The sequence below is a fragment of the Pantoea sp. SGAir0430 genome, assembly GCF_043549295.1.
Genome location: NZ_CP039428.1, coordinates 663,587 through 670,203 on the forward strand (window position 1 = coordinate 663,587; position 6,617 = coordinate 670,203).

The window sequence follows — 6,617 nt, forward strand, 5'->3', positions numbered from 1 at the left end:
CATCCCGTTTATCCCTCAGCGCTTTCGTCAGATTTCACGTAGCGCTATCGATTTGTTTGCTGGATATAGCTAGTTATTTTCAGAAGGTTTTAATCCAGGCAGTTTCTTATTTCATTACAACAATTTCGTTGTCTTTTTTGTCTTCACATTTACCCTTTCTTTTCTCTAATGTATTGACTTCCTTGCCCGGGTTTATATATTCATAGTCAAAAAGTGATTTAATCTCACTATGAAGCATTTTACAGGAATTTTTATCTAAATTTGTGATAATGTAAGCAAAGTATTTCACATCTTTAGATTTACCATCAAGAGGTGGGATTTCTTTTATAAATAAATTTTCCGGGATTTTCATGTCGATATAAAATCTCTTCAACCAGTCAGACCCTTTGCTCTCGTAACTGATATAACTTTCTTCAAGGTTGTTATAGTATCCATTGGACGGTGGAGATATTAAAGCGACTATTTCCGCTGGTTTATAAATGGCTTTTACTCTATTAATTCCTTCGAAGGTGTGATTTATATTTGATACTGTTTCAGCCACCTCAATAGCCATTAACGGCGAAGCAGAGATGGAAAATGTCGTTAAATTAACTCCTAATAATATTGCACCAAATCTGCACCCAAATGATTTCAATTTTTTATCAAGCGAAAAATTCATCATGGAATCCTCTTTGTCTAAGTTAAAGTTTATGCTTACATACCTGAATAATATATCAAAAAAGTAAAGTTAATCTTATTTTTCAGTTAAAGTTAAATTTATTCAATAAGTTAAGATCGCGCTTCTCGATAATGTTTAAGTAAAAGGATCGGTGTCCGGGCGCATATCACAAATTCACCCTGTCGGCACCGCGAGCCTGAATCGGTGCGCGTCGTTCCTATACTCCAGATCCGGCTTTGCGAGAGGTGAAATGTAGCCCGCGCTGCAAAACAGTCGAGTTCGGGAAACGACATGGCCAGCGATCACGGGTGCTGGCCATCGAGGCGTATTTCGTCGCGTTTCCTTTCTAGCACCGGAATAACCAGCTCATTAGTCGATAAATCCTGTTCGGTTAAAATGCCCGACTGGTAATATAACCCCGCTGCATGCTGTGGCCTGCGGCGCGGCGGCGTTCCAAAGCGCGTCTCGCTGCTGCTGGTCTTGCTGCAGTCGCTGTTGCTGCTGATTCTGAATATAGTTGCGGTCGCCGGGATTCAACGGTGCGGCCAGCGCTGAAGCAGTAAATAAACTGACGCTTAGCGCCATTAACTTTCCTGTATTTGCCATCATAGAAGGCTTAAGTGAAATTGATTGTAAATGTTTTGTAAGCCTGCTTGCTCATAATATCACTTAAACAATCAGAAAGTTCCTGATGAGGGAATAAAACGAGAATGATCTTTTGATAGCACTTAATTTGATGTGGTGTGCTGCGCTAACTCAAATTAAAAGAGAATTGCTTTATAATTGCTGACAAGCGCTGAGATTTATTCGTGGTAATTACAACTATCTCATTAATGGTGGAACTGGATATAAAAACTTACCCACTCTGGCGAATTAATGAAACGGGGGAATCTGCTTGATTACGCCTATGCAGGGTTATCCAGGTGCGCATGAATGCGCACCCTACGGGATATCGCACAATTTGATGTTTCTCCGGTGTGCATGAATGCGCGTCCTGCGAGGCATCGCACAATTTACTGTTTCTCTGAGGCGTATGAAGTAACAAAACCGCGCCGTTTTCTGTAGGGGCGCCATTCATGGCGACCAAAAAAAGCAAGGTGAAATTCCACAAACCCGCTGCCGCACATTGTATCACCGGGCCGACGGATTTTCCCCCACCGAACCGCGCACCACCATCCAGCTGTCAAACGCGGGTAAGACGCCGGGGGATTGCTGGCGGATATGGCAAATCAACCGGCGCGCGGCTTCGCGCCCCATTTCATACACCGGCTGGGCGACCACGGTCAGCGGCGGTGACATCAGCTCGGTCCAGGGAAAATCGTCGTACATCACGAAAGAGATATCTTCGGGTACGCGCAGGCCGCGTTTGGCCAGACCGCGCAGGATGCCCATCGCAATCAGGTTATCGGAGGCAATCAGCGCGCTGGGTGGTTCGGCGAGCGCCAGCAGTTCAGTCAGGATCTGCTCGATGATGGCTTCGCTGAGCGCATTAAGCCGAATCAGCGCTGGATCCAGTTCCTTACCTGCGGCCCGGTAAGCATCAATCATTCCGCTAACACGTTGCGCCACCGGCGTGGGGCCCAGCGTGATTGCCGGCGAATACGGTGCAGCGCTGCGCATGCTGGAGAGATAAGCAATACGCTGATGCCCGGCCGCCAGTAACAGTTCCGTCGCCTGTTTGGCCACTGCGACAAAGTTTGCCTGGATGGTCTCCACCTCCATCCCCTGCACTGCCCGGTCGAACATCATTAATGAACGCCCTTCTGCCAGCACCTGGCGAAGATGTTCGTTATCCTCAAACAATGAGCTGCACGGCGCGACGATGATGCCATCGACGCGTTTATCCAGCATCACGCGCACGGCTTCCCGCTCTTCATCCAGCGTTTCATCGCTGTTACTCAGCAGCAGGTGAAAGCCCGCCTGGCGCGCTACGTCCGCCATGCCGCGCAGCGCCAGGCCAAAGTGCGGGTTTTCGATGTCGCCGACAATCACCCCGATAGTATTGGAGCGGCCAGTGTTCATGCTGCGCGCCAGCTCGTTTGGCCGGTAACCCAGCGCTTCAGCCGCCTGATTCACCCGCGTCTGCACGTCTTCACTGACGGAACCATATCCGCCCAGCGCGCGTGCCGCCTGAGCTTTGGAAACATTGGCGGCGCGGGCGACGTCGGCAACGGTCGGACCGCGGGAACGAGCATTTTCATTGGTCATAATTATTTCGAATCACAAGTTGATAACAACATAATTGACGCTGCTGATAGCGTGTGCTTAATATCAGTATATCCGAATGAGACCGGTCTCACAACCAGAGCCGGTTTCATTTTACCCCGCGTTGAGACCGGTCTCAATAACAATAAACCGGCTTGGCGAACTCTGAAGTTTCACCTGCACAGACGGAAGAGCCTTATGACATCGCACAAACGTTTCAATCACCTGACCGCCGCCCTGTTCGGCACGGCCATGCTGGTTTCCGCCAGCTGGAGCGCCCACGCCGCCAGCGACAGTAATCCATGGGGTTTGATCGAACCCGGTCATCTCCGCGTTGCCAGCCTCGGCGACGCGAAGCCCTACACCTTCACCGATAAAAGCGGCAACTTCACCGGCTTTGACGTCGAATTCTTCAAAAATGTGGCGCATCGCATGGGCATCGATCAGGTGGATTTTATCGGTCAGGACTTCTCCGCCATTTTGCCGGCGGTGGCAAATGGCCAGTATGATGCCGGCGTCGCCGCGATTGGTATCACGCCGCTGCGCGAAAAAACCGTCGATTTCTCCACCGGCTATCTTGCGGGCTATCTGACAGTGCTGACCCGCAGCGATTCCGGGGTGAAAAACGTAGAAACCCTGGCGCATAAACGGCTCGGAGTGATTCAGGGCACGCTGCAGGAGAACTATGCGCTGCAGCACTTCAAACAGACCGATCTGGTGCGTTTCCCCGATAACAACGCAGCGGTGTCCGCGCTGAATAACGGCACGCTGGATGCCATGTTCCTCGACTACGAAGCCGCCAAAGATTATGCCACCCGCTTTAAGCTGGTCACGGCAGCGAACATCCCTTCATTTGACGCGCCTGCGGGTGTCGCCATCGCCAAAGGCAAGCCCGAGTTCAAAGCAGCGCTGGATAAAGCCATCAAAGCGGCGATGCAGGATGGGACCTGGAAACAGCTGTACCAGAAATGGTTCCCGGGTTCACCAATGCCGCAACAGTATCTGCCCGGCGGCCAATAACCCTGCGCATCGTTATGCGTGAGACTGCATCCGGTGACGGCGCATGTCCGTCACCCGCAACCGAGAATCGGCTATGGATCTGATCACTATTCTTTCCCGTACGTTTTTTGATATTCCATCGATGATGGACGTCCTGCCACAGCTGCTGGCAACCGGACTGGTCAACACCATCATTATCTCCGTGGCGGCCACCGTGCTGGGCACGTTATTCGGCCTGATACTGGCGTTGATGGGCATTTCGCCCTCGCGCTGGCTGCGCGTGCCCGCGCGGCTCTATACCGATCTGTTTCGCGGCTTGCCTTCCATCCTCACCATTCTGTTGATTGGTCAGGGTCTGGCGCGTTTCAGCTATCAGCTGTTTGGCCCGACGCCATATCCGCTCGGCATTTTTGCCCTGAGCCTGATTGCCAGCGCTTACATGGGCGAGATTTTCCGCTCCGGTATCCAGAGCGTGGAACAGGGGCAGATGGAAGCCTGCCGGGCGCTGGGAATGAGCTATGGCCGGGCGATGCGCCTGGTGATCATTCCGCAGGGCATCCGCCGCGTGTTGCCTGCGATAGTCAATCAGTTCATCGCCATCATCAAAGACTCGTCGCTGGTTTATCTGCTGGGTCTGATGACCGGTCAGCGTGAGCTGTTCCGCGTCGGTCAGGATGCCGCCGTGCTGAGCGGCAACCTGTCACCCCTGATGCTGGCCGGGCTGTTCTATCTGGTGATCACCGTGCCGCTCACCCACGCCGTGAACTACATCGACGTCCGCTACCGTACCGGACGTCGCCGCGCCACCGCGCCACAAAGCGGCCTGAAGGAGCTCGATGAAGTGCAGCAAAAGCGCAACGTGGTTCCGGAGGTCTCCCTTACCAGCGAGCGAGGACACTAATATGGCCATGCCATCTGCATTTCACGGCGCCAGCCTCGAGCTGCGCAATCTGACCCTGGCATACGGCCCGATTGAGGTGCTGCGTAATGTGTCGCTGAGCATCGAACCGGGCACCACCACCTGCATTATCGGTCCCTCGGGATCGGGAAAATCCACCTTACTGCGCGGCATCAATCGCCTGCATGAGCCGAAGAACGGCGATGTATTACTGGCCGGGCGCTCTGTTCTGAAAGATAAGCCCGATGCGCTGCGGCTGAGAATTGGCATGGTGTTTCAGCATTTCAACCTGTTTCCCGATCACAGCGCGCTGGAAAACGTGGCGCTGGCACCGTGGAAAGTGAAAGGCCGCCCGAAAGCCGAAGCGCTGGAGATTGCCCGTCAGCGGCTGGCCGAAGTGGGACTTGCTCAGCGAGCCGATCACCGGCCGCGCGATCTCTCCGGTGGCCAGCAGCAGCGCGTGGCAATAGCGCGCGCGCTGGCGATGGAACCGGAAGTGATGCTGTTCGATGAAGCCACCTCGGCACTCGACCCTGAGCTGGTGAAAGGCGTTCTGACGTTAATGGCCGATTTGTGCCAGCGCGGCATGACCATGGTGGTCGTGACCCATGAGATGGGCTTCGCCCGGCGCGTGGCCGACCAGGTGGTGTTTATGGATGAAGGTGAAATCGTGGAAGCCGGCACGCCGGAACAAATCTTTGACCGTCCGCAGTCCGCGCGCCTGCAGCGTTTTCTGTCGGAGGTGCTGTAATGACACATCTTCAGGTTAGCGGCCCAGTCCGCACGGCGCTGGTGGGATTTGGCGTCGCCGGCAGCGTGTTTCATGCACCGCTGCTTGCCCATAACTCCGACTATCGTCTCGACGTTATCGTCACAGGCGATGCCCAACGCGTAGCGATCGCGCAGCAACGTTACCCCCAGGCGCGCGTGCTGCCGGACTGGCCCGCGCTGCTTAAGGCCATTGATGGCGGCGAGATCGGCATCGATCTCATCGTGCTGGCCACGCCACCGGCGCAACACGCGGAGCAGGCTGTACAGGCCAGCCAGCGCGCGATCCATCTGGTGGTGGATAAACCGTTCGCACCAGACGTGCAGGCGGCAGAAATGATGATCGCCGCCGCGCAGCAGGCCAATACCTTGCTCACCGTGTTTCATAACCGACGCTGGGACGGCGACTTTCTGACGTTGCAGCGCCTGGTGCACCAGGAAGCCTTCGGCACCGTAAGGAGTTTTGAGTCGCGTTTCGAGTGGTGGCGACCGCAGGGATTCGGCAATTGGCGTGACAGCGTCACGCTGGCGCAGGGCGGTGGTTTGCTGCTGGATCTCGGCAGCCATCTGATTGACCAGGCCATCCAGCTCTTTGGCCCGGTCACCCATGCCACGGCAGAGCTGGCGCGCCATTCCGGCCCGCAATCGGACAGCGACGAGGACTGTTTTGTCTCATTGCTGCACCACAACGGCGTGCGCTCGCTGCTGTGGATGAATGGCCAGGCGGCACTGAATGCGCCGCGCTTTCACCTGCTGGGCAGCAAAGGCGCTTTCACCCACTGGGGGCTGGACAATCAGGAGCCGCAGCTGGCGGCTGGCATGTCGCCCGGCGATAGCCAGTACGGCGTCACGCCGGCAGAAAACGTTGCCCGGGCCGGCACGGTCGGGGCAACCACAACGGTGCCGATTGAACGTGGCGACTACCCCGCTTTCTATCAGCTGTTAGCCAACGCGCTGTTACATGGCGGGCCGCCGCCGGTTGATGCGCATGAAGCGCTCGGCGTTTTACAGCTTATTGAGCAGCTCCATCGGCAGCATCGCGTACGTATTGCCTGAAGGGCGAACATTTTTTAACAGAAGGAATGAATG

The 6,617-nt window shown here is 54.8% G+C and carries 7 protein-coding genes; 4 read left to right on the plus strand and 3 right to left on the minus strand.

Features of this window, described 5'->3' with window-relative positions; translation table 11 throughout:
* Positions 1–106: 106 nt before the first annotated feature.
* The 3 genes from E7738_RS22065 to E7738_RS22075 all read right to left on the minus strand — a co-directional run bounded on the left by E7738_RS22065 (position 107) and on the right by E7738_RS22075 (position 2,866).
* Positions 107–661, minus strand: coding sequence for a hypothetical protein (locus tag E7738_RS22065; protein WP_146068642.1), 555 nt, complete (start codon positions 659–661; stop codon positions 107–109).
* Positions 662–1,027: 366 nt separating this feature from the next.
* Positions 1,028–1,243: a hypothetical protein gene (locus E7738_RS22070; protein WP_021509437.1), complete on the minus strand. Its 216-nt coding sequence runs from the start codon at positions 1,241–1,243 to the stop codon at positions 1,028–1,030.
* Between the two features lie 546 nt (positions 1,244–1,789).
* Positions 1,790–2,866 carry a LacI family DNA-binding transcriptional regulator gene (locus E7738_RS22075; RefSeq protein ID WP_021509436.1) on the minus strand — a complete coding sequence of 359 codons (1,077 nt, stop codon included), beginning with the start codon at positions 2,864–2,866 and terminating at the stop codon, positions 1,790–1,792.
* A gap of 195 nt (positions 2,867–3,061) precedes the next feature.
* Here E7738_RS22075 and E7738_RS22080 point away from each other — a divergent pair, with 195 nt between their 5' ends.
* The 4 genes from E7738_RS22080 (at position 3,062) to E7738_RS22095 (ending at position 6,584) form a co-directional block, all read left to right on the plus strand.
* Positions 3,062–3,883, plus strand: coding sequence for an ABC transporter substrate-binding protein (locus E7738_RS22080; protein WP_021509435.1), 822 nt, complete (start codon positions 3,062–3,064; stop codon positions 3,881–3,883).
* A 73-nt stretch (positions 3,884–3,956) separates the two neighbouring features.
* Positions 3,957–4,763 (plus strand): amino acid ABC transporter permease, encoded by an 807-nt coding sequence (locus E7738_RS22085; RefSeq protein ID WP_394516468.1) that lies wholly within the window; start codon positions 3,957–3,959, stop codon positions 4,761–4,763.
* A 1-nt stretch (position 4,764) separates the two neighbouring features.
* The gene (locus E7738_RS22090) at positions 4,765–5,511 is read left to right on the plus strand and encodes an amino acid ABC transporter ATP-binding protein (RefSeq protein WP_021509433.1); all 747 of its coding nucleotides are present in this window, start codon (positions 4,765–4,767) and stop codon (positions 5,509–5,511) included.
* Positions 5,511–6,584 (plus strand): Gfo/Idh/MocA family protein, encoded by a 1,074-nt coding sequence (locus E7738_RS22095; RefSeq protein ID WP_021509432.1) that lies wholly within the window; start codon positions 5,511–5,513, stop codon positions 6,582–6,584. The genes E7738_RS22090 and E7738_RS22095 overlap by 1 nt, the downstream gene beginning before the upstream one ends.
* The last annotated feature ends 33 nt before the right edge of the window (positions 6,585–6,617 follow it).

Excerpts from the sequence above, each read along its gene's own strand:
- E7738_RS22070 (WP_021509437.1), bottom strand. The coding sequence starts at position 1,243 with ATGGCGCTAAGCGTCAGTTTATTTACTGCTTCAGCGCTGGCCGCACCG.
- E7738_RS22095 (WP_021509432.1), top strand. The coding sequence starts at position 5,511 with ATGACACATCTTCAGGTTAGCGGCCCAGTCCGCACGGCGCTGGTGGGA.
- E7738_RS22065 (WP_146068642.1), bottom strand. The coding sequence starts at position 661 with ATGATGAATTTTTCGCTTGATAAAAAATTGAAATCATTTGGGTGCAGA.
- E7738_RS22075 (WP_021509436.1), bottom strand. The coding sequence starts at position 2,866 with ATGACCAATGAAAATGCTCGTTCCCGCGGTCCGACCGTTGCCGACGTC.
- E7738_RS22085 (WP_394516468.1), top strand. The coding sequence starts at position 3,957 with ATGGATCTGATCACTATTCTTTCCCGTACGTTTTTTGATATTCCATCG.
- E7738_RS22090 (WP_021509433.1), top strand. The coding sequence starts at position 4,765 with ATGGCCATGCCATCTGCATTTCACGGCGCCAGCCTCGAGCTGCGCAAT.
- E7738_RS22080 (WP_021509435.1), top strand. The coding sequence starts at position 3,062 with ATGACATCGCACAAACGTTTCAATCACCTGACCGCCGCCCTGTTCGGC.